17 protein-coding genes are annotated in these 23,258 nt (G+C 38.2%); 12 read left to right on the plus strand and 5 right to left on the minus strand.

Annotated elements, in window-relative coordinates; all coding sequences use genetic code 11:
• Positions 1–11 precede the first annotated feature (11 nt).
• Positions 12–461, minus strand: coding sequence for a universal stress protein (locus ACQKN3_RS01255; RefSeq protein WP_251686624.1), 450 nt, complete (start codon positions 459–461; stop codon positions 12–14).
• 108 nt (positions 462–569) lie between these two features.
• The gene (locus ACQKN3_RS01260; protein ID WP_251686625.1) at positions 570–1,160 is read right to left on the minus strand and encodes a biotin transporter BioY; all 591 of its coding nucleotides are present in this window, start codon (positions 1,158–1,160) and stop codon (positions 570–572) included.
• A gap of 202 nt (positions 1,161–1,362) precedes the next feature.
• On the opposite strand from ACQKN3_RS01260, the gene ACQKN3_RS01265 reads away from it, so the two are divergent.
• Positions 1,363–2,826, plus strand: coding sequence for a protein adenylyltransferase SelO (locus ACQKN3_RS01265; protein WP_427708837.1), 1,464 nt, complete (start codon positions 1,363–1,365; stop codon positions 2,824–2,826).
• Positions 2,827–2,957: 131 nt separating this feature from the next.
• Here the strand turns inward: ACQKN3_RS01265 and nspC are convergent, their stop codons facing one another.
• The 3 genes from nspC to proC all read right to left on the minus strand — a co-directional run bounded on the left by nspC (position 2,958) and on the right by proC (position 6,390).
• Positions 2,958–4,118 carry a carboxynorspermidine decarboxylase gene (gene nspC, locus ACQKN3_RS01270; RefSeq protein WP_251689986.1) on the minus strand — a complete coding sequence of 387 codons (1,161 nt, stop codon included), beginning with the start codon at positions 4,116–4,118 and terminating at the stop codon, positions 2,958–2,960.
• A gap of 32 nt (positions 4,119–4,150) precedes the next feature.
• Positions 4,151–5,380 carry a saccharopine dehydrogenase family protein gene (locus ACQKN3_RS01275; RefSeq protein ID WP_427708839.1) on the minus strand — a complete coding sequence of 410 codons (1,230 nt, stop codon included), beginning with the start codon at positions 5,378–5,380 and terminating at the stop codon, positions 4,151–4,153.
• A 200-nt stretch (positions 5,381–5,580) separates the two neighbouring features.
• Positions 5,581–6,390 carry a pyrroline-5-carboxylate reductase gene (proC, locus tag ACQKN3_RS01280; protein ID WP_251686629.1) on the minus strand — a complete coding sequence of 270 codons (810 nt, stop codon included), beginning with the start codon at positions 6,388–6,390 and terminating at the stop codon, positions 5,581–5,583.
• A 343-nt stretch (positions 6,391–6,733) separates the two neighbouring features.
• Between proC and ACQKN3_RS01285 the strand changes: the two genes are divergently transcribed.
• From ACQKN3_RS01285 to ccsA, 11 genes are all read left to right on the plus strand, one after another.
• Positions 6,734–7,723, plus strand: coding sequence for a DUF3196 family protein (locus tag ACQKN3_RS01285; RefSeq protein ID WP_251686630.1), 990 nt, complete (start codon positions 6,734–6,736; stop codon positions 7,721–7,723).
• Between the two features lie 109 nt (positions 7,724–7,832).
• Complete coding sequence (tig, locus tag ACQKN3_RS01290) at positions 7,833–9,122, plus strand: trigger factor (protein ID WP_427708842.1); 1,290 nt, start codon at positions 7,833–7,835, stop codon at positions 9,120–9,122.
• A gap of 385 nt (positions 9,123–9,507) precedes the next feature.
• On the plus strand, positions 9,508–10,779 hold the full coding sequence (gene clpX / locus ACQKN3_RS01295; protein WP_251686632.1) for an ATP-dependent protease ATP-binding subunit ClpX: 1,272 nt from the start codon (positions 9,508–9,510) through the stop codon (positions 10,777–10,779).
• A 258-nt stretch (positions 10,780–11,037) separates the two neighbouring features.
• Positions 11,038–13,380: an endopeptidase La gene (lon, locus tag ACQKN3_RS01300; RefSeq protein ID WP_427708844.1), complete on the plus strand. Its 2,343-nt coding sequence runs from the start codon at positions 11,038–11,040 to the stop codon at positions 13,378–13,380.
• Entirely contained in the window at positions 13,380–13,961 is a 582-nt protein-coding gene (yihA, locus tag ACQKN3_RS01305) for a ribosome biogenesis GTP-binding protein YihA/YsxC (RefSeq protein ID WP_079528090.1), read from the plus strand. Before lon ends, yihA begins: the two co-directional genes overlap by 1 nt.
• A 123-nt stretch (positions 13,962–14,084) precedes the next feature.
• Positions 14,085–14,258 carry a YjfB family protein gene (locus ACQKN3_RS01310; protein ID WP_427708847.1) on the plus strand — a complete coding sequence of 58 codons (174 nt, stop codon included), beginning with the start codon at positions 14,085–14,087 and terminating at the stop codon, positions 14,256–14,258.
• A 142-nt stretch (positions 14,259–14,400) separates the two neighbouring features.
• Positions 14,401–16,095 (plus strand): phosphate ABC transporter ATPase, encoded by a 1,695-nt coding sequence (locus tag ACQKN3_RS01315; protein ID WP_427708849.1) that lies wholly within the window; start codon positions 14,401–14,403, stop codon positions 16,093–16,095.
• 77 nt (positions 16,096–16,172) lie between these two features.
• Positions 16,173–17,606, plus strand: coding sequence for an S-layer homology domain-containing protein (locus ACQKN3_RS01320; RefSeq protein ID WP_427708851.1), 1,434 nt, complete (start codon positions 16,173–16,175; stop codon positions 17,604–17,606).
• A 12-nt stretch (positions 17,607–17,618) separates the two neighbouring features.
• The gene (locus ACQKN3_RS01325; RefSeq protein WP_427708853.1) at positions 17,619–20,579 is read left to right on the plus strand and encodes a vWA domain-containing protein; all 2,961 of its coding nucleotides are present in this window, start codon (positions 17,619–17,621) and stop codon (positions 20,577–20,579) included.
• A gap of 347 nt (positions 20,580–20,926) precedes the next feature.
• Positions 20,927–22,282, plus strand: a complete 1,356-nt coding sequence (gene hemA / locus ACQKN3_RS01330) for a glutamyl-tRNA reductase (protein WP_427708855.1) — start codon at positions 20,927–20,929, stop codon at positions 22,280–22,282.
• A gap of 139 nt (positions 22,283–22,421) precedes the next feature.
• The gene (gene ccsA / locus ACQKN3_RS01335) at positions 22,422–23,249 is read left to right on the plus strand and encodes a cytochrome c biogenesis protein CcsA (RefSeq protein ID WP_251686639.1); all 828 of its coding nucleotides are present in this window, start codon (positions 22,422–22,424) and stop codon (positions 23,247–23,249) included.
• Positions 23,250–23,258 lie beyond the last annotated feature (9 nt).

The raw sequence follows: 23,258 nt of genomic DNA on the forward strand, positions 1-23,258 counted from the left end.
AACCCCTTTTTTTATTTTTCTGGTGTACGTACAATCAATACATCACATGTTGCATGCCGAACGATTGCTTCTGTAGTGGAGCCCATGAACATCTGCTCTGCCGCATTTGATCCGGTTGCCCCACAAATAATAATATCTGCTGGCGCATGCTCTGAAAGCTTTCTCGCTAAAATCGTCTTAGGTGTGCCTTTTGTTAAAATTTTATTGATTGTAGGAATGCCTGCTTCTTTTGCTTCCAATTCATAGCGGTCCAATAAAACTTCACCATGTTTTCGAACCAATTCAACCATATTATCATAAAGCATATCAAAAGATGTGGAGAAGCTCGTATCGATTACATGGATAATATGTAAAGTCGAGCCGATATTTCGTTTTGCTATATCAATCGATTTTTGAAAAGCGAGATCACTTATTTCTGAACCATCTACTGCAACAACTATATTTTGATAATGATTTGCCATATGAAATTCCTCCTTCATCTATTGAATAAAGTATATCAAATATATGAATCTCGGTATAATGATGACGCCGATAACATTAGATGAGGAGTTCTACTGCAATCTTTTATATTATTTTGTAGGCAGGATTTTCAGGATCTTTTGGATACGATAAGCAAAAAACCCGGCAAAAATTGAAAGAATAATATCTTTTGGCATTGGAGGAATCATCCAAAGCCATGCCATTTTAAATGTAAAACCTTCTGGAGCAGATGCCCATAATGTATAGGCGAAATACATCCATGTTGTTCCTATAATATAGTTAACTGCCATCGCAATAAGTGCGCCAATAATATAGGCAAGTCGCGTTTGAAACTTTTCGGCAATTTTACCGGCAATATATGCACTAATAATAAACGTTACGATAAAGCCGAAAGTCGGTAGTAGAATCGCCGAAAATCCGCCTGTGAATTTAGAGAATACCGGTGCCCCTGCTAACCCGATAAACATATACACTGCACATGCAATGGCTCCTTTTTTTGATCCAAGTACTAAACCTGCTAATATTGCAAAAAATGCTTGTAATGTTATCGGTACACCACCGACCGTCAGAAAAGGTACGAATGATGTAATATTTGCTCCTACCATAATAAGTGTCGCAAAAAGTGCACTGTAAATTAAATCGATTGTTTTAAAGCTTTGTGTTTTATGAACAGTCTCCATACATTACTCCCCTTGTCGTTAACTTCTATATTATTCTGGTTAACATAAATATAAAATGAGTTTTGTTTTGTGTCAACTTTTATTTTTAATAGGTTAACATATGAGGGGCGTGCTTATATAAATATAACCGGGCGTAATTTTGGTTAACTTGTATAAAAAAGTTTATAATAAGTGCATCTTTGAAAGAAATGAGGCGAAAACAATGACAGATAAAAAGCAGAATTTTGGTTTTCGTTTTAATAACAGTTATATGGAGTTGCCGGAAACTTTTTATTCCCATGTAACGGCTAATGAAGTGACATCACCTTCAATCGTCATCTTTAACCGTACATTAGCAGAGCAGCTTGGTTTAAAGGCTCAGGAATTAAAAGAGTATGGTGCCGCTATTTTGGCGGGACATGAAATGCCGGAGGGTGCAGCGCAAATTGCTCAAGCCTATGCGGGACATCAGTTCGGACATTTTAATATGCTAGGCGACGGAAGAGCGTTATTAATCGGAGAGCACATCACGCCAAATGGGGAACGATTTGATCTTCAATTGAAGGGATCCGGTCTTACACCATATTCTCGTGGTGGCGATGGACGTGCTGCACTCGGTCCAATGTTGCGGGAGTTTATCATCAGTGAGGCAATGCATGCGCTTTCGATCCCGACAACACGCAGCCTAGCCGTTACGGCAACTGGCAATATTATCTATCGTGAAACGGCTTTGGAAGGCGCTGTTTTAACTCGGGTTGCCGCAAGTCATTTGCGGGTCGGAACGTTTCAGTATGCGGCTGCATTTGGCGAAGCTGGCGACTTAAAAGCTTTGGCAGATTATGCAACCCGGCGCCATTATCCCGAGCTATTGCAGGCGGAAAACCGCTATCTTGCATTGCTCGAAGCGGTACTTGATAGACAAGCTGCCCTTATAGCGAAGTGGCAAAGTATCGGCTTTATTCATGGTGTAATGAATACCGATAATATGACAATCAGCGGTGAAACAATCGATTACGGGCCATGTGCGTTTATGGATACGTATGATGTGGCAACTGTATTCAGTTCGATTGATCGTCAGGGGCGTTATGCCTACCGCAATCAGCCGCCGATCGCATCATGGAACTTAACACGTTTTGCTGAGAGCTTGCTGCCGCTCCTTCATGAAAATGAAGAGGAAGCAGTTCAGCTAGCACAAAATATTCTTGGGAAATTCCCATCAATTTATGAAGCATATTATTATAGCGAAATGCGGGAAAAATTAGGTCTTCTTTCAATTGATGAACAGGATGAGAAGCTGATTGATGATCTGCTGAATTTAATGGAAGAACATGAAGTGGATTATACAAATACTTTCCGTGCATTGTCGGAAGGTAAGCGGCCGAATAATGATTTGTTCCAGTCAGAGGCATTTAAACAGTGGGAAAAAACATGGTTTGAACGGATTGAACAGCAAGACACGACGATTGATGAAACGATGCAAGTAATGCAGTCTGTTAATCCGGCCGTTATTCCAAGAAATCATTTTGTGGAACAGGCAATTGAACAATTTGCAGAAGGCGACCCGTCAATGTTTGCCGAGATGCTGCAAGTGCTGACAAGTCCGTTTAATATAACGGAGCAGTACAAAAAATATACAGAGCCACCAACAGACGAAGAACCACCGTTTGTAAGCTATTGTGGAACTTAAAAAAAACAAGCATGGTACAACGTAAAAGTTGTTGCCGTGCTTGTTTTTATGTATTCTGGCAATTTCGGGAAACAGAAAAACATCCATTTCCTCAAGGAGAAAATGGATGTTTTGTTACCCTGTATTATTAATTAAGATAGACGGTTACGGTAGTCTTCGTATTGGAAGGTACGAATTACTTTCACACCATCTTGTTCATTGTAAGTGCAAATACTTGGTAAATTTACACCATTGAACATATGCGTTTTTACCATTGTATAATGGGCCATGTCCGTAAAGACAAGTTTGTCGCCTGCTTTAAGCGGCTCATCAAAAGAATAGTCTCCGATAATGTCACCTGCTAAGCAAGTCATGCCGCCTAAACGATATGTGTAAGCTTTTTCGTTTGGCTGACCCGAACCGATAATATGCGCGCGATAAGGCATTTCAAGTGTATCCGGCATATGGCAAGTAGCTGAAGAGTCGACAATTGCAAGCTCCATGCCGTTATGCACGATATCAAGCACTGTCGCGACTAAATACCCTGTATTAAGCGCAATTGCTTCGCCTGGCTCTAAAATTACTTTTACGCCATATGTTTCTTGGATGCGGTTGATTAAGCTGACTAATAGCTCAACATTATAACCTGGTTTCGTAATATGGTGTCCGCCGCCGAAGTTGATCCACTTCATTTGATGCAAGTATTCACCATATTTCTCTTCAAAGTGTACTAAAATACGCTCCAGAACTTCAGCACCTTGCTCACACATAGCATGGAAGTGAATGCCTTCAACACCGTCAAGTTCATCCGGACGGAATGACTCCACCGGAATACCTAAACGCGAGTTAATATAGCAAGGGTCGTACAGAGGTGTTTCCACTTCTGAATAACCAGGATTTACACGTAAACCAATAGAAATATTTTTCTCGTGATTTAACACTTTGTCTTTGTACTTATTTAACTGATCAAAAGAGTTAAATACAATATGGTCGACATAAGTTAAATACTCATCGATTTCATGCTCTGCATAAGCAGGAGCGTAAGCGTGTACTTCCTTGCCGAATTCTTCAAAACCAAGACGTGCTTCAAATAGTGAGGAAGATGTAATTCCCGCTAAATAATTGCGCGCCATCGGAAATGTTGACCACATAGAAAAGCCTTTAAGTGCAAGTAAAATATCACAATTCGTGCGATCTTGTACGGATTTTAATAGTTTTAAATTGCGCTCAAGTAATCGCTCGTCCACTACGAAGGCTGGAGATGGTGCCTGTGACCAGTCTATGCCTGTTTCTTCTGCAAGAGCAGCCGCCATCACAGGTTTTTTCGTATTTTTAATATCTGCCATTATGCTTTTTCTCCAGCAGAAGTAAATTCCAAGTCGATTAATTCAGGGTTTTCTGTTTCGTGCCATGGTAATCCCCATTTATTTAATGCATCCATGAATGGGTCTGGATTGAAGTCTTCTACATTCCATACACCTGGTTTTTGCCATTCGCCGTTCATTACAAGCATTGCGCCGATCATTGCCGGTACACCAGTTGTGTATGAAATCGCCTGTGAGCCAACTTCTCTGTAGCATTCTTGGTGATCACATACATTGTATACATAGTAAGTTTTTTCTTTACCGTCTTTAATACCGCGAACGATACAGCCGATGTTTGTTTTACCTTTTGTAAGAGGACCTAATGTAGCTGGGTCTGGTAAAACAGCTTTTAAAAACTGGATTGGCTGAATCATTTGTCCTTGGAATTCGATTGGCTCAATTGAAGTCATACCTACATTTTCAAGTACATTTAAATGTGTTAAGTATTTTTCGCCAAACGTCATCCAGAAGCGGATTTGTTTTAAACCTTTAATATTCTTCGCTAAAGATTCTAACTCTTCATGGTATAGAAGGTAGCAATCTTTTTCACCGATTTCCGGTAAGTTATAAACTGTTTTATATTCTAAAGGCTCCGTTTCAACCCACTCGCCATCTTTCCAGAAACGTCCGTTCGCAGTAATTTCGCGAATGTTGATTTCAGGGTTGAAGTTTGTCGCGAATGGAAGTCCGTGGTCTCCACCGTTTGCATCAACGATATCGATGTAATGAATTTCATCGAAATGATGCTTTTGTGCATGCGCTGTGAATACGCCTGTTACACCTGGGTCAAAACCTGAACCTAGAAGCGCAGTAATACCTGCTTCTTCAAAACGTTCTTTATACGCCCATTGCCATTTATATTCGAATTTAGCAGTATCTAAAGGCTCGTAGTTCGCTGTATCTACATAGTGAGTCTTTGTTGCTAAACATGCATCCATAATAGTTAAGTCTTGATATGGTAAAGCTACATTGATCACCACATCTGGATTAAATCCATTGATTAGGTCAATTAGTTCCTCAGTGTTATCCGCATCCACTTGTGCTGTGTGAATAATCGTTTTTCCACCATCTAATTTATCTTTTAAAGCATCACATTTTGATTTTGTTCGACTTGCGATCATAATCTCTTCGAATACTTCTGAGTTTTGTACACATTTATGTACGACAACGCTAGCTACACCGCCAGCTCCAATAATCAATGCTTTACCCAATTTCTTGTCACGCTCCAAATCTATAATTTTTTGGTTTCATTTTTGAAACAAGATTGATTATATAGAATAGTACGGTAGTTAGCAATTATGTTCTCATATTTTTTTTGAGAACTGAGAGAAATTATAAACATAAATTATTATCATTTTTGTCTAAAAAAGAAAATGCCCAGTGAGAAGTCAAATCCACTGGGCTGGCATTTCTATTTAACTGTCTGTTTTTGCAAAAATGTATCACGGTTCGTAACGGCATCAACGGCTTCGTAGATTGTACTTTCGAAGTGATTGACTTGAAGGGAAGTGACACCTTGAATTGTCGTTCCTCCAGGTGAACATACTTGATCGATCAATGCCCATGGGTGTGATTCGGATTGTAATACCATTTGCGCACTGCCTAATACAGAGCTTGCTGCAATTTGAAGTGCCATATCTTTTGGCATTCCTTCACGAACTGCCGCACGTGCTAATGAGTCGATATAAAGGTAAGTGAAGGCAGGAGAAGCACAACCGATTGTTGTAAAGATTGAGAATAGGCTTTCAGGAAGTTCAACAATTGTTCCGACTGTAGCAAACAGCTTCTCGACGATGGCTTTTTGATTGTCACTAGCTTTCTGAGTTGAATAACAACTTGTCGATGCCCCGATGGTAGCGTTGATATTTGGCATAACGCGGAAGATAGACGTTTCGCTTCCAAGTTCCTCGTGTAAATAATCGAGTGATTTACCGGCAGCGATTGAAATGACGATGTGTTTATTTGTCAGGTGTTTTTTAATTGCGGGTAAAACATCTTCAAACATTTGGGGCTTTACAGCGATGACAATAACGTCAACTTGTTCCATTAGCTGTTCGATCGTATCGGCTGCCTGAATGCCGTATTTATGTACAAGGTCATCGGTTTTTTCGCGGCTCCGATTCATCCCGTGTACATCGGCAGCATTAAATTGCTCGCTTGTAATCATGCCGTGAATAATCGCGCCAGCCATGTTTCCAAGGCCGATAAATCCAAATTTCATTTATAAATCCTTCTTTCAATTAATTTAATTATATCTATTACGTAAATATTCATAGCGCTTAGTATACCGCACTGCTCGGTCAATGCAACCAGAACGACTTTTTTCACACATAAAAATACCTTCAATCTGCTGATATTATCAATAAAATAGGTTATTTCCAAGTAAGAACGGGAACATTGAGGAAAAAGGGTAACAACTTCGAATTAAAACACGCATACGAGTAATCAATTGTATATAACTATAATTTTTGAGTACTTATTGTTGGAATGAAAAAACAACGTTAAAATAAATGCAATGGACGAAGAGTGCATTAGCATTACTTTGTCGCCGATGGAGTGATTAGATGAAAGAAAATAAAAAGAATAAAGGTCATGGAAAAGTAATTTTATTCCCTGGGATGACGGACCGGTTATTTAATGAAGCAAAACATATGGCTGAAAATAACCAATACAAAGAAGCGAATGAGTTATTTGAGCAAGCTTTGTTGCTGGGTGAAGGGGATGAAATGTCACTTAGTATTTTTGCGTACTCATTATATGAAGAAAAAAATTTCGAACGTGCGAAACAAGTATGTGAGGAATTGCTTGCGATAGGCCCTAACATGTACTTTGAAGTAATGGAATTGTACTTAACGATCTGCATGCAATTACGCCAGTTTAAACAAGTCGAAAAAATCATTGAGTCATTGTTTGACGAACAGTTAATTCCTGATCATGAAGTGGGGAAATTCGAACGTTTAAAAAACTTGAACGCCCATATTGCCGAAAATCAGGAATCCCATTTTCAAGCAACAATTATAGAAGATGAAGAACTTGAAGAATTTACGGCAACAGAATTTTTAGAAAAGTCCGCACAACAGCAAATGATCCTAATACATGAGCTTACAGAAAAGAATATCCGTCCTTATTCAGATGAATTGAAAGCAATCATTGAAAACGATGGAATCGAACCATTTATAAAAAGTTTACTGCTCATCCTGCTTGTTGAACAGGAAATCAATATGACAGTTACTGTAACAAAACTTGATCAGTCCATAGAATTAAATCCGGTGAATTTTCCGTTGCCGACGAAGCTGCCTCAATATACGGAAATTACGGAAATTATAGCGGGAAAATTGGCGCAGGAACCTTCAACATTAGAGTTTGCGCTGCACTTAATCGATAAGCATGCAATTGTTCTTTATCCGTATGAATGGTCCGGGTATTCCAGTGAAGAAGTTGCAGCAGGCTATATCGATTACGTGAAAACAATGTTCGGTGAAGACAGCGAAAAGAATGGTGAAATAGTAACTTTTTTACAAAACATAGAAAAAATGTCGGATTTGCAAGAGTAGTGAAAAAAGTTGAAACATTGAGCATCTATGTTATACTAAAATGGTTGTCAAACAATATATATGACGAGTTTGTTTATTCAAACGAATGTTAACTTTGGAGGTAATATATATGTCAGTAAAATGGGAAAAACAAGAAGGTAACGAAGGTTTATTAACGGTTACTGTAGAAGCTGCAGAAGTTGATAAAGCTTTAGACCAAGCTTTCAAAAAAGTAGTAAAACAAATTAATGTACCAGGTTTCCGTAAAGGAAAAATGCCTCGTAACGTATTTGAAAAAATGTACGGTGTAGAAGCTCTTTACCAAGATGCTTTAGAAATCGTTATCAATTCTTCATACCCAGTTGCTTTAGACGAAGCTGGTATTGAGCCAGTTGACTACCCGGAAATCGCGGGTACTGAGAATTTCGCTAAAGGTACTGACTTCACATACACTGCTACAGTAACTGTGAAACCAGAACCTAAATTAGGTGAATATAAAGGTTTAGAAGTAACAAAACAATCTGCTGAAGTAACAGACGAAGAAGTTCAATCTTTAATCGACGCTCAATTAGCTAAAAAAGCGGAATTAGAAATTAAAGAAGATGAAGCAATCGTTGAAGGCGATACAGCTGTAATCGATTTCGAAGGTTTTGTTGGAGAAGAAGCATTCGAAGGCGGTAAAGGTGAAGACTACGCATTAGAAATCGGTTCTGGTTCATTCATTCCAGGTTTCGAAGAGCAATTAGTAGGTGCTAAAACTGGTGAAACGAAAGATGTAGTAGTTACTTTCCCAGAAGAATACCATGCTGCTGAATTAGCTGGTAAAGAAGCGAAATTCGTTGTAACAGTTAAAGAAGTTAAAACAAAAGTATTACCAGACTTAACTGATGAGTTCGCTAAAGAAATCGATCCAGAAGTTGAAACTGTAGAAGCATTACGCACTAAATTAAAAGAAACAACTTTAGCTAACAAAGAAGCAGACGTTGAAGCTTCTTTACGCGACGAGTTAGTAGAAAAAGCAGCTTCTAATGCAGAAGTTGAAATTCCACAAGGTATGATCAACACTGAAGTTGACCGTATGGTTCAAGAATTCGGCCAACGTTTACAAATGCAAGGCATGAACTTAGACCTATACTACCAATTCTCAGGTCAAAACGAAGAAGCATTACGCACTCAAATGGCTGAAGAAGCTGTAAACCGTGTACGTGTATCTTTAGTTTTAGAAGCAATTGGTCAAGCTGAAAATATTGAAGTATCTGAAGAAGATATCAATACAGAAGTTGAAAAAATGGCTGCTCAATTCGGTATGTCAAACGACCAAATTTTAACTGCTTTAGGTGGAACTCAAGTTCTTGAGAACGATATCCGCACTCAAAAAACAGTTGAATTCCTAGTTGAAAACGCTAAAATTTCTAACTAATTATTTGTTTTGAATAATCGAGTTCGAATTCAATCCTGTACTGATTCATGACCATGGTGAAGCAAGAATCAGTACCGACAAGTACCGGTTTAATTCCTGGGCTACCGTCTAACATAAAGATAAAACTAGTACGGATTGAATAAAATGAGATTTTGACAAGGTACGGTATTCCCGTGCCTTGTTTTCTACCTTTGAATACATACATATAATAGTTGGTTCATTTGAATATTTAATGATAAAAAGTTACAATATAATTTCATTAACTATTGAACAGCCAGCAAAGTTTAATAGGACATAAAATAAGCTAGTAACAACGCGCAATCAATTTATTTGATAAAACAACTAGAATCTTGTAAGATTGTTGCTTGAATAGGGGTGAACCAAATTGTTTAAATTTAATGATGAAAAAGGCAATTTAAAATGCTCTTTTTGTGGTAAACCACAAGAACAAGTTCGTAAACTGGTTGCAGGACCAGGCGTATATATTTGTGATGAATGTATCGAACTATGCTCAGAGATCGTAGTGGAAGAGTTAGGGATCGAAGAGGAAATCGAGTTCAATGAAATTCCAAAACCTAAAGAGATTTTAAATATTTTAGGTGAATATGTAATCGGACAAGAACGTGCAAAAAAAGCATTGGCAGTTGCTGTATATAATCACTATAAACGTATTAATTCGAATTCAAAAATTGATGATGTTGAATTATCAAAATCGAATATCGTATTAATCGGACCAACTGGTAGCGGTAAAACTTTACTTGCTCAAACGTTGGCGCGTATTTTAAATGTACCATTCGCAATTGCTGACGCGACAAGCTTAACTGAAGCAGGTTATGTTGGTGAGGATGTTGAAAATATTCTTTTAAAACTAATCCAGGCTGCAGATTACGATATAGAACGTGCAGAAAAGGGTATCATTTATATTGATGAGATTGACAAGGTTGCTCGTAAATCTGAAAATCCTTCAATTACACGAGACGTATCAGGTGAAGGTGTACAACAAGCATTACTGAAAATTTTAGAAGGTACAGTTGCAAGTGTTCCTCCACAAGGCGGACGTAAGCATCCACACCAGGAGTTCCTTCAAATCGATACATCGAACATCTTATTTATCGTAGGTGGAGCATTTGATGGAATTGAAACAATTATTAAACGTCGTCAAGGCGAAAAAGTAATTGGCTTTGCTTCAACACAAAATAAAGATATTGATGAAGAAGCTTCAATTATGTCTCAGTTAATTCCTGAAGACTTATTGAAATTCGGTTTAATTCCGGAATTTATCGGACGTTTACCGGTATTGGCTACTTTAGAACAGTTAAATGTTGATGCATTAGTACAAATTTTAACTGAACCTAAAAATGCTTTAGCAAAACAATACCAAAAAATGCTGGAGCTAGATGATGTAGAACTTGAGTTTGAAGATGATGCACTTGTCGAGATTTCTAAATTAGCAATCGAACGTAAAACAGGTGCCCGTGGTCTTCGTTCAATCATCGAAGCGACAATGCTTGATGTTATGTTTGAATTGCCTTCACGTGAAGATATTAAAAAATGTATCATCACAGCTGAAACAATTCGTGATAAAGCAGATCCAAAATTAATTTTGGATGATGGGTCTGAATTGAAAAAAGATGACAACAAAAAAACTTCAGCTTAATTTTAGCTGAATGGATTCCAACTATGTAGCTGACTTAGACTTCTCAAGCAAGTCCAAAGTCAGCTTTTTCTTACAAAACGTATATACATAAAGTTTCGGGTATTTTTAGCCGAATGATACAGGTTTTGAAGCGTTATTTATGGTTTGCTCCCGTATTTAGAGCACATAAACTCGGAAAAATCTGGACACAGCTACGCTTAGGCGTAATTGACAAGAAACTAACACATACTTATATTGCGGGTTGTTTTTAAGATTTGGATGGAGGTGAATACCCGCGTGACAAAAAAATTAACTAATATGCCAGTTTTACCGTTAAGAGGACTTCTTGTATACCCAACGATGGTTTTACATATTGATGTGGGTCGAGAACGTTCTATTGCTGCACTAGAACATGCGATGCTTGAAGATAGCACAATCTTTTTGGTAACTCAAAAAGATTTACGTGTTGATTCACCGGGAAAAGCAGATCTTTATAAAATGGGGACATTAGCGAAAGTAAAACAGATGCTAAAGCTTCCGAATGGAACATTGCGTATTCTGGTTGAAGGTTTAAACCGTGCGGAAATGGTTCGTTATGAAGATTCCGGTAAATTTACAACTGCAGATTTGGAACTATTTGAAGATGAGCTGCACAAAGATGCGGAAACGGAAGCTTTAATGCGTACTGTATTATCGTATTTCGAAAAATACGCAAAATCTTCAAATAAAATTACGACGGAAACAATCGAATCGGTGCTTGATATTGAAGAACCGGGCCGATTAGCAGATGTCATTGCTTCTCATTTACCTTTCAAAATTAATGAAAAGCAAGAAGTGCTCGATATTACGAACATTAAAAAGCGTTTAGACCACTTGATGATTCGTTTGCATGACGAGCAGGAGATTTTAAATCTCGAGAAAAAAATCAGTACAAAAGTGAAGCAGGCGATGGAGCGCACACAGAAAGAGTATTATCTGCGTGAGCAAATGAAAGCAATTCAAACAGAGCTTGGTGATCGCGAAGGAAAAACGGGTGAAATTGCTGAACTTCGTAAAAAAATCGATAGTGCCGGAATGCCGGAGTCTACACAAAAAGTTGCGTTAAAAGAACTGGACCGCTACGAAAAGCTGCCTGCTGCAAGTGCAGAGAGTGGTGTCATCCGCAACTATTTGGAATGGCTTGTATCGATTCCCTGGACAGAAAAAACGGAAGACCGTATCGATATTGCCTATGCTGAAGAAATTTTAAACCGCGATCATGATGGCCTGGAAAAAGTGAAAGAGCGTGTTTTGGAATATTTATCAGTACGTCAATTAATGAATTCATTGCGCGGTCCGATTTTATGTTTAGCAGGACCTCCGGGCGTAGGTAAAACGAGTTTAGCGCGTTCTATTGCAGAAAGCCTTGACCGTAAATTTGTCCGTGTTTCACTTGGCGGTGTGCGTGATGAGTCTGAAATTCGTGGTCACCGTCGTACGTATGTCGGCGCAATGCCAGGACGTATCATTCAAGGAATGAAAAAAGCAGGCACGACAAATCCTGTATTTTTACTTGATGAAATTGATAAAATGTCAAATGACTTCCGTGGAGACCCATCGGCTGCAATGCTTGAAGTATTGGATCCGGAGCAAAATAATACATTCAGTGATCACTTCATCGAAGAACCATACAATTTGCAAGATGTATTATTTATTGCAACAGCAAATGATTTAAGTACAATCCCTGCACCGTTACTGGATCGTATGGAAGTCATTAATATCGCAGGTTATACAGAATTCGAAAAAGTAGAAATTACTAAGAACCATTTGATTCCGAAACAGATGAAGGAACATGGTTTGAAGAAAACGCAAATGGCAATGAAAGACGAAGCGATTACGGATTTAATTCGTTACTATACACGTGAAGCTGGTGTTCGTGGATTGGAACGCCAAGTTGCGACTGTTTGCCGTAAAGCTGCGAAAAAAATCGTATCTGGCGAAAAGAAAAAAGTAACGGTCAATTCGAAAGTATTGGTGGATATGCTTGGGAAACACCGCTTCCGCTATGGACAGGCGGAAATGGAAAACCAAGTAGGTGTTGCTACAGGACTTGCCTATACGACAGTCGGTGGAGATACATTGCAGATCGAGGTTTCATTAACACCTGGTAAAGGTAAATTAATTTTAACAGGGAAGCTTGGCGATGTAATGAAGGAATCTGCACAAATTGCGCTTTCATTTGTCCGCACATTAACAAAAGATTTAGGTGTGGATGCTGATTATTTCGATCAGCACGATATTCATGTCCACGTTCCGGAAGGCGCAGTACCAAAAGATGGTCCATCAGCAGGTATTACGATGACGACTGCTATTGTGTCTGCAATAACTGGAAAAGCAATTAAACGCGAAATTGGAATGACTGGAGAAGTAACATTACGGGGTCGTGTACTGCCGATCGGCGGCTTAAAAGAGAAATCATTAAGTGCCCACCGCGCGGGATTAACGACGATTATCATTCCGCAAGACAATGAACGTGATATTGATGATATTCCTGAAACAATTCGTGAGCAACTCACATTTAAACTAGTTTCACAAGCGGAAGAAGTTCTTGCGCTCGCACTAGATGGAGGTTTTAATAAGTAATGAAAGTCCATAACGTAGAAATGATCGGCAGCTTTGTCCGACCAGAACAGTTCCCGGAAGACGGGCTACCTGAATTCGCTTTAGCGGGTCGTTCAAATGTCGGCAAATCTTCGTTTATCAATCGTATGATTGGCCGTAAAGCAATGGCGCGTATTTCGTCAAAACCTGGTAAAACACAACAGCTGAACTTCTATAAAATTGAAGAACAGCTCTATTATGTTGACGTACCAGGATACGGCTATGCAAAAGTTTCAAAATCAGAACGTGCAGCATGGGGAAGAATGATCGAGCAGTACTTTATGAGTCGCGAACAGTTAAAAGCGGTTGTCTTAATTGTTGATATTCGCCATAACCCGACTTCAGATGACTGCATGATGTATGATTTTTTAAAGCATTACAATATCCCGGTAATAGTTGTCGCAACTAAAGCCGACAAAATTCCGAAAGGGAAATGGGATAAGCATAAAAAGATTGTCCGCGAAACATTACAAATGGAAAAGCAAGATCCATTAATTGTGTTTTCTTCTGAAAAAGGTCTTGGTTTTGAAGAGGCCTGGGCCGAAATTGAATCACGCATGTAAACAACGCAACCTCGAATTAACTTTCGGGGTTGTTTTTATTTTGGCCAATTTACTCTCAGAAATAATAATAATTACTTGATATTCATAGTATTTAGCCGATAAAGGTAAATAGGAGGTGTACATTTGGATATTGCTGCATTAGCGATGTCGATGAAATATACTGAATTAATGCAAGATGTTTCATTGGTCATGACGAAAAAAGTGATGGAGTTTCAGCAAGAAAATGCGGAACAAATAGTCGAAGTGATCGATGCGTCACACCCCGTATTAGGTAAATTAATCGATATTTCCGTATAAATAATTTCGACAACCAATGCCAATAGTCGGCAAATTTGTTACACTATATAGGTCCTACAACAATATTTGGGATTAAATACAAATATTTCAGGCGTTTGCTATGAATTAAAAGAAAAGTTACTGAGAGAAGGAGGCGGAAAAATTGCTTAAAAAAATCATTACCGTATTAATGGCAATTACTTTTGCTTTAGCAATCTTACCAACAGGGCAGCAAGCTGAAGCATCAAATACATATACATTTATGAAAGCAAATTATAATGAAACTGAAGATAAGAAAGGGAATATCACACGAACATTAAAAAGTGTCACATTAAAAAACAGTGCAGGGAAAACCGCAACATTTAACCTTGCGAATACGCAGAAATACTATATTAATAATACGCTGACAACAATTGCAGGATTTAAAGCAGGCATGAGTGTCACGATTAAATTAAACTTAGGAAAAATTACAGAAATGCGTGGATCTACAAATGTAGAAGGCGGTTCAATCGTCGAAAACAGCAAACAAGTAACCGGTGCTGTGACACAGTTTGATCCGAACGGTTTGCAGCTCCGTGTAAAAATCGACGGCGCTTCAACGAAAAATTATACAGTGACAAACAATACGGAAGTGTTCAAAGGAAACTCATCAGTAGATTTAAGTTCACTTTACGTAGGAGACCGTGTCCGCTTAAAATTTGCAACAGCCAATACTTCCCGTATCGCTGAAATTACGATTATGAGTACAGCCAATATGGTGACAGAATTATATAAAGCAGATTTAAATACGGTTAATACAAACAAAAATTCGCTAAATGTTAAGAATGCGCATCCTTTACTAAACTGGCGCTTTGGGACGGTTAGAACGAAGACACAGGCAACATTTAATTTTACAAACAATACAAGTATTTACGTAGGAAATAAAAAAATTTCAAAAAGCCAATTAAAAAAATATAAAAATAGTGAGCTTTATTTTGTAACAAAAACTCAGTTCAGCAAGGAAGTAATCGATAAGATTATCGTATTAGCTAAAAATGAGCGTACATTCTATCAACCTATTACTAGTGTCAATCTTGGTGTGAATACACTGCAACTTAAAAATTCTTTGAAATTAAATTATCATAACGGTTCGATTTTAATCCGCAATGGCCGTTTAGTAGAACCTGAAGGCCTTATTGCTCTTGATTTAGCGCAAAAACCGATTTCGACAACGGCATTTGTATTAACGGATGGTGCGGCTAAGAGTGATTATGCTCATATCGTCAATATAACAAATGATGCATATTTAGCACCGAATCTATCAAAATATAAACTTTACTTTGGTCGAATTGATGTAGCGGATTTAGATGCATATGAAGTGGAGTTATCAGATTTACAACGTTTCGATAATCATTTCTGGACTATGGATAAGACCATTACATCATTTGCTTACAGTAATTCTACAATCGCATCTGAACTGGACGGAACAAAGCAATTCAAAGTCATTCCGGAACTGGATCTTGATTTATATGATAATTATACAAATTCACCAAATCCATATTATGGATATTTCTTTGTAAACGAAGGTCATATTGAGGGCATTCATTTTGTGCCAAATGAAAAACTGGCTACGTTAACATTAACAGGCCGTGTAAGTTCGATTAATTTTAATACGAAAAAGATATCTGTTGTTAACAGCAGCCAGTGGAGCAAAGATGGTAACTGGAACTACCGTTTCGGTTCGCTTTCACTCGACCTATCAAAAGCGATGGTTATTAAAGATGGTGAAGTAATCGATATTACTGATATTCATAAGGCAGATCATGTAACAGCAATTGCACGTTCAACATCGGAAGTTTATGTATTATTAGTAAACTAATTAAAAAGGCATGCGGGACAAGTTTCTCGCATGCCATTTAAACAAAAGTGAATTTTAAAGAAATGAGGGACGAATTTGTGAGAAAGAAACTTTGCTTCACCTTCCTATTGGCATGCTCATTTTTTCTGATGCTGCTCCCTTCATCAAGTTCCGCACAATCTATCGATTTAACAGGCGGTATAAAAAACGAATATGAGTATGAAGAATACTTTTTCTTAACAGGAAAACCGATTAAATTTACGGGCACAAATAAAAATGTAACGATTTCAACGAGAGAATCTAAAGGCAAGTTAACCGAGACATACAAGTTTACGTTGGCTGGACCAAATGGAGAAAAGCTGACGCGGAATTTTACGTATACATACGATGTTACAAACTATGACCAAGTAGGGCAAAGTTCAGCAACGGGTGAGGTTACAAAATTTACCGAAAAAATTACAGTTGGCGACAGAACATTTACATTGGCGGATTACCAGCTTTCTAAAAGTACGATTACAGACAAGCGTCCGGCATCTGACTATTATTCAGGAAATGCGATTGCCCGCAAAACATATACCGAAACGACAGGCCGAGGCAAGAATGCTGTTACAAAAACGATAACGGTACATGCAGATAGCCGAAATGAAGGATATGAAAATTTCTGGGGAGCTACTGAAACACAAATTACAGATTTCGAGATTGAATATGATGACGGGACGATCGGTACAGTGAAAAACAAAGTATCGACATCCAAGTCACGAACACTAGAATATAACGAAAACGATGCATCTTTATCAAGTTTTAACGGCAACTATAAAACGATTAGCTCTGCCGATTCGCTTTCGGAATACGAATACGATTTACCTGGTAGCGAAGGAACGGTCGCAAGCAATATCGATTATATGCCGAAGCTGGAAATGCTGAAAATCCCAAAATTCCGTGATTTATCTTCCAACTGGGCACGTGAGCAAATTGAAAAATTGTATTCACTTGGGATATTGGATGATCAATCGAACTTCTATTCACCTAATACACCTGTACAGCGCTATGATTTTGCAGTTGCTATTGGTAAAGCAATTGATCTGCGTGTATTGGAAGAAACGAACCGCAAAAAGACACAGCCTTCTATTTTCAAAGACGTGAAACGTACAGTAAAGGATTACAATTACTTAGTGGCAACGGTTGATAAAGGAGTTATTAAAGGAAAAAATCCTACGACATTTGATCCGGATGGTTTTTTAACACGCCAGCAGGCAGCGACAATTTTAGTGCGCGCACTTGGACTGGAAGGAAAAGCACCTGATCCAGGCTATTCTACAGACTATAAAGATGATTACAAAATTACGGATTATGCACGCGATGCAATTTATGTCGCAACTCAGTTAGGGCTAATGTCAGGCAGCGACGGTTATTTCAATCCGAAAGCAACACTGACACGTGCACAGTCTTCCGCGATTATTGAACGATTTTTACGTTATTTAGAAGCAGATTTAAAAGAGAATTACCGAGACAATATTCTGTTCTTTAACTAAGGGGATGCAAACATGAGTAAAATGAAGAAACTAATGGCCATGCTGCTCAGTTGCCTACTAGTATTTTCCGTGGTATTTCCGTTCGGTGCTGCAGAAACGGAAGCTGCAAGCAAGCAAATTTCGGATATAGCGAAAAAAAATTCGAAATATAAAGCAGCCAAATGGACAATAGATAATGATTATTTGCAGTTATATAAAGGGAATAAGTTCCAGTCCGGTACACTCGTGATGGAATGGCAGATGCTGCAGTTTTTAGCGAAGATGGACAAAAACTATCACTTCAATACAAATGATAAAGATATGCTCTATGAATATTATCGTGACTTGAATATTCCGTTATATGGCGTGAATAATAAGTCAAAGCGCAATGCCAATATTTCACGCGGCCACTTTGCAAAGCTTTATGCGGCGGTAAATGGTCTCGATTTATCCGAGATCCAGGCAGTCAGATATTTATATATGAACGAAATTACAACAGGTACAACCGGAAAGCGCACATATGAAGACTATAAGCCGACGCGCAACATTAATCGCGGTGATATGGCGGTCTTCATGTACCGTATCAATCAGCAGGGGAAATTGGCGGTCGAAGGTCTGGCAAGTACACCTGCCGGCAAAGACAATAATAAAATTACATTACCGGTGAACTTTGTTGAGAGTAAAAACGGTACTGTGACGATTCCGACAACTCCTGGTAAAAACACGGATGATAAAGCGACACGTCCGGATGTTTATAAAGCGGTTAAAAAAATTAATGTTGAAAACGAAGAGCTTACAGCAAACGGCGTGGATTCAACTTTAATTACAATTGATTTGCGCGATAGCTACGGCAACGACATTTCATATGATGAATCATTGGCATTTAAAGTGACTTCAAAAGCCGGGGCAAAAGTTTCTGAAACGAATACAAGTACAAGCGGTCAATCAACAACGGTTTATACCGATGGACCACAGCTTAGCGTATATGTAACGGCTCCTGCTTTAACGAAGTCAGTAGTTGATACAATTCGCTTTGAGATGATTAATCCATCAGAAAAGTATTACACATACAAAAATCAGGTTATTGAAGCGTCTGTCCGCTATGTGCCAAAAGCGGAATTGCGTATTACTTATGAAGTGTTTGATCCAGAACAGACGGAATGGAATGGAGGAACGGTTGATCCTGGGGTAAAACCATTACCTGCATTGCCTTCAGGTGTGGTAGGGACAACGACAGTACCATTTACACAAAACGGGGTTATTACAATTTCAGATTACGATCCGGATTTAAAAGTGATGACAGGGTCTAAATGGGAAAACTATACAACTGCTGACGGGAAATTGACACAAGGTCAGGTTACTTCCAAGGAAATTCAATACGGGAATGCAGATCTAAAGCTGGAAGGTCAAATTATTTCGGTTTGGCTATTCGAACAAATTCTCGACTATATGATCGAAGGACCAAAAGAGGAGTCTTCTTGGGGCGGTCTCGGCAATGCTAAAGTCATGTACACGGTCAACAATGAGGGACGTGCCACATATGATTTGCAAGGTGTTATGAGTGAAGAAGATACTGAAGCATTCGATTCAATGCTCCATGCGGTCATTATTTATTTGACAGATAAGTTTCTACCGATTGCTGATCAAGTAACATTAGCACATGAAGAATCGGTTGAGGTCATTAAGGCAATGTATGATCGTTTAGGTCAAATCGACAAAAACTTATTGCGAAAAGATTATGCGGACGTAATCGGGAAGCTGGAAGGTGCCGCTGCGAAAATTAAAGTATTGCTTGCAGGAAAAGAACTGCAGCAGCGCCCGGATGGCATGGACCGTTATACGAAGGTAATCGTAAACCTTGTCGCACCTGGCGGGGTAATTATTACCGACTATAAAGGAACGGTGGAAGTAACATTTAACGGAAAAACGCGTGTCGTATCATTTGATACAAATACGAAAGACTATAATAACGGCACAGGTAGCCGCGGATCTGCTGTAGTTTACTTTGACGATATTTTATATGGTAAATCACAGGTTAAGGCACGCTTGATCGATCTGGATCCACGTTATGATAAAGTCGTACAAAGTCTGAAAAATACAACAGTCTCTGAACAAATCTTTGCAAACCCGCGTTATGAAAACAATTTATGTTCCGTTGAATCGGAAGTTATGTTTGTTGTAGACCACTCTGGTTCGATGAAAGCGCGCGATGCGAAAAATTATACAGCGAATAAAGTGAAGCAAACGATTAAACAAATCGGGGCAAACCCAAGTCATGTATATCGCTTCAATAATCGTCCAAATCACGAAGCAACAGACAAAGCGGATATCGTTTCTAGTATCGATAGTTTGTTAACGTATAAAAACGAAAATCGATCGACAAATATTGTGAAAGCACTTGAAACAGCAATCAGTAATTTCACGACAAACCAGTATACAAGTAAAGCCATTGTCCTTGTGACAGACGGTTATTCAAACAGCAGCGGACTCACTAACGTGCTGAACGATGCAAGAGAAAAAGGCATTGCTATCCACACTGTTTCGGTTGGATCATATACAACGGTAAATGAAAAACTACTGAAAGATATTTCATCCGAAACAAAGGGCACATATCAAAATATCACATCGATTGAAAACTTGCACAGCTCTCTACAGGCGATCATTACAACGATTTTATGTAAAACTCCTGTTATGAACAATAGTTGTCTAGTAGGGGATACAATCTTTAACAATACTGATGTGCGTATCGAAACATCAAAAGTAACAATTTTGGCGGATGTGAATACAGGATGCGACAATGTAAAAGGTGTACGCGTTGTATTTATATCACCGAGTGGAGATGTTAAATACGACTTGCCGGCACGGGGTTCTTCGCGCTATATGCATCGACCGAACCTTTATGAGTTCCCGGAATTTGATTTATATGTAGAAGTTGAATTCCAGGCAATCGATGCAACAGGAAAAGTTATTGGGACTAAAATTCATAATATGTGACAAAATAGAGGCTCACTTATAAAGTGGGCTTCTTTTTTGGTTTGAATGATTGAAATCTATGTCGAACTTTGTTAAACTTACATTAGAATAATTCTAATATAACAATTCAAAATCCTTTTCCGAAAAGACTTCATCTTGCGCTATTTGTGACAAGATGTATTTTTCTGAAGTTAGGGTATAGATACAAAGGTTTAAACATCCAATGACAATTTAAAAGTTGTTTTTTGGATTTAATTAAGTATGTTTAGTAAATACTTTCAAAGCATGTTCACAAACTAAACTAGAATCATGCTGTCATTATGCTACAATAAAATCAATGAATTAGAACGTGTGAGGTGTGGGGGTTCATGCATACATTAGTAGTAGGCCTGAATTATAAAACAGCGCCAGTAGAAATTCGTGAAAAGCTCTCGTTTATCGAATCGGATCTTCCGAATGCTATGGAAGCGCTACAAAACCAAAAAAGCATATTGGAAAATGTAATAATCTCTACTTGTAACCGTACTGAAATTTATGCGGTTGTTGATCAATTACACACTGGTCGCTACTATATTAAACAATTTTTGGCGAACTGGTTTAACATACCAATGGAACAGTTTGAGGATCACTTATTCATCCGTGAAGAAGATGAGTCATTAAACCATTTATTCCGTGTGACGGCTGGTATTGATTCCATGGTGCTTGGGGAAACGCAAATTTTAGGACAAGTAAAGAAAAGTTTTTTACAAGGTCAGGAAATTGGTACAACTGGTACAGTTTACAACCAATTATTTAAGCAAGTCGTAACATTCGCAAAACGTGCCCATAGCGAAACAGCGATTGGGGAAAATGCTGTTTCTGTTTCTTATGCTGCCGTGGAGCTTGCCAAAAAAATCTTTGGGTCCTTAAAAGATAAGCATGTAGCCATTTTAGGTGCCGGTAAAATGGGTGAGCTTGCAATTCAAAACCTATACGGAAATGGTGTAGGAAAAGTAACGGTGATTAACCGTACATTTGAAAAAGCTCAAAACTTGGCAGCGAAGTTTGATGGCGATGCGAAAGCAATGAATGAGCTGCAATGTACGCTGCTTGAAGCGGATATTTTAATCAGTTCAACTGGGGCAACAGACTATGTCATCGATTATGACTTGATGAAAGATGTAGCGAAATTTCGTAAAGGCGACCCATTGTTTATGGTCGATATTGCGGTACCGCGTGATTTAGATCCTCGTATTGGCGATGTGCCAAATATATTCCTTTATGATATTGATGACCTTCAAGGAATTGTACAAGCCAACTTGGCAGAGCGCGAACGTGCGGCAAATGAAATTACGGCGATGATTCAAGAGGAAATTATTCAATTTAAAGATTGGTTTAATACACTTGGAGTCGTGCCTGTTATTTCTGCCTTACGTAAAAAAGCGGCATCTATTCAAGAAGAAACGATGATGAGTATCGAAAACAAAATGCCGAATTTAACAGAGCGCGAACGCAAAATTTTAAACAAGCATACAAAATCGATTATTAATCAGCTATTGAAAACGCCGATTCTCCAAGCAAAAGAACTTGCGAACGAGAAAAATGCGGAAGCACAGCTTGCATTATTCCAACAAATCTTCGGTATTGAAGACGAAGTGAAGCAAGAAGTACAGCAATTACGCCCGGAAGTTAAAAACAGTGAAGCAGCACAAGAGGTAACCTTAAAACCAGGTTTCTCTTATTAATTGAACAATAGCCAATAGACATTGAGCCTTATTGAAGCACTTTATTCAAATAAATCATAAGCGTTTTCGTATCTATATGGTAAAATTATAGATAGCGAAAGCGCTTTTTTTAGTAAGTTTCCATCAGGAGAAGGTGCATATGACAGAAATGGTAATGACAAGATTATACGAGCTCATGATCATTCTCTATGGGCTCTGTATCGTACTTTATTTTTCAGACTACCTTTATAAAAATATAAAATTCAGGCGTGTAGCCTTCTGGTTTGTTTCCATCGTCTGGGTGTTGCAAACTTTATTTATCGTCTTGTTTATCATTGAAACGAAACGATTTCCTATTTTGTCATTGTATGAAGGGGTATTCTTTTATGCATGGCTCTTAACAACACTTTCAATCGTCCTTCATTGTATTGTACGAGTTGATTTACCGGTGTTTTTCATTAATGTATTGAGCTTTGTATTTATGACAATTCACTTATTTGCACCGCAAACGAATGATCAGATTGTCGGTGATTCATTAGTTTCGGAAATGCTGTTAATCCATATTAGTTTTGCGATTGTGTCATACGCCGCTTTTTCGGTTGCGTTTGTCTTCTCGCTGCTGTATTTAATTTTATATCGCATATTAAAGCAAAAAAAGTTTACGAATTTATGGTCACGATTGCCTAGTTTACAGCAAATGGTTAAGTGGATTAATTTATCGACCATTATTGGTATTCCATTGCTATTAATAAGTTTAATTTTAGGGTTAGAATGGGCATTTTTAACATTAGAGAATGTTTCCGTTTTCGATGTAAAAATTTTAGGCTCGTTTATCGTATCGATTGTTTACTTAATTATTTTTTTGCTGCATCGGAAAGGAAAATTAATCGGCATGGTGTATGCACAGGTGCATATTTATTTATTTTTACTCGTTGTGATTAATTTCTTTCTCGGCAGCAAATTATCAAATTTCCATCTGTGGGTTTAGCAGAATAGA

The sequence above is a fragment of the Solibacillus sp. NPDC093137 genome, assembly GCF_050280445.1.
Taxonomy (GTDB): Bacteria; Bacillota; Bacilli; order Bacillales_A; family Planococcaceae; genus Solibacillus; species Solibacillus isronensis_B.

Coding starts and splice junctions, on each gene's coding strand:
- ACQKN3_RS01255 (WP_251686624.1), bottom strand. CDS start 461: ATGGCAAATCATTATCAAAATATAGTTGTTGCAGTAGATGGTTCAGAA.
- ACQKN3_RS01260 (WP_251686625.1), bottom strand. CDS start 1,160: ATGGAGACTGTTCATAAAACACAAAGCTTTAAAACAATCGATTTAATT.
- ACQKN3_RS01265 (WP_427708837.1), top strand. CDS start 1,363: ATGACAGATAAAAAGCAGAATTTTGGTTTTCGTTTTAATAACAGTTAT.
- nspC (WP_251689986.1), bottom strand. CDS start 4,118: ATGGCGGCTGCTCTTGCAGAAGAAACAGGCATAGACTGGTCACAGGCA.
- proC (WP_251686629.1), bottom strand. CDS start 6,390: ATGAAATTTGGATTTATCGGCCTTGGAAACATGGCTGGCGCGATTATT.
- ACQKN3_RS01285 (WP_251686630.1), top strand. CDS start 6,734: ATGAAAGAAAATAAAAAGAATAAAGGTCATGGAAAAGTAATTTTATTC.
- tig (WP_427708842.1), top strand. CDS start 7,833: ATGTCAGTAAAATGGGAAAAACAAGAAGGTAACGAAGGTTTATTAACG.
- lon (WP_427708844.1), top strand. CDS start 11,038: ATGGAGGTGAATACCCGCGTGACAAAAAAATTAACTAATATGCCAGTT.
- yihA (WP_079528090.1), top strand. CDS start 13,380: ATGAAAGTCCATAACGTAGAAATGATCGGCAGCTTTGTCCGACCAGAA.
- ACQKN3_RS01325 (WP_427708853.1), top strand. CDS start 17,619: ATGAGTAAAATGAAGAAACTAATGGCCATGCTGCTCAGTTGCCTACTA.
- hemA (WP_427708855.1), top strand. CDS start 20,927: ATGCATACATTAGTAGTAGGCCTGAATTATAAAACAGCGCCAGTAGAA.
- ccsA (WP_251686639.1), top strand. CDS start 22,422: ATGACAGAAATGGTAATGACAAGATTATACGAGCTCATGATCATTCTC.